Below are 317 nucleotides of genomic sequence, written 5' to 3' on the forward strand. Positions count from 1 at the left end.
TCCCAGTTCGTCCTCAATATGAACCTGAATAATCTCTTCGAAGGAGCTTTCGGCCGTAAAGCCGAGTTCGCGGGCACGCTTGGCTTCGAAACCGGGTGCCCAGCCTTCGCACATGCGCATGATCATCTCGTTCGGCTCGCGACGGATGAGGGCGACGGCCTTTTCCCCCGCCACCTTGCGCAGTGCCTCAATCTGCTCGCCGACGGTGGCGCTGAGGCCCGGCATCGACAGGTTGCGGCGCGGGCCGACCTTTTCGACGTCGATCGTGGCACCATGAATAAGGAAACCGACGGCGGAACGCGGCGCGGAGTGCCAAT

Annotated in this window: 1 pseudogene; it reads right to left on the reverse strand. The window is 62.1% G+C overall.

Annotated elements, in window-relative coordinates:
- A pseudogene (locus EN818_RS31575) lies at window positions 1-317 on the reverse strand (NAD-dependent epimerase); the annotation flags it as partial.

Source organism: Mesorhizobium sp. M3A.F.Ca.ET.175.01.1.1, from assembly GCF_004791945.1.
GTDB lineage: Bacteria > Pseudomonadota > Alphaproteobacteria > Rhizobiales > Rhizobiaceae > Mesorhizobium.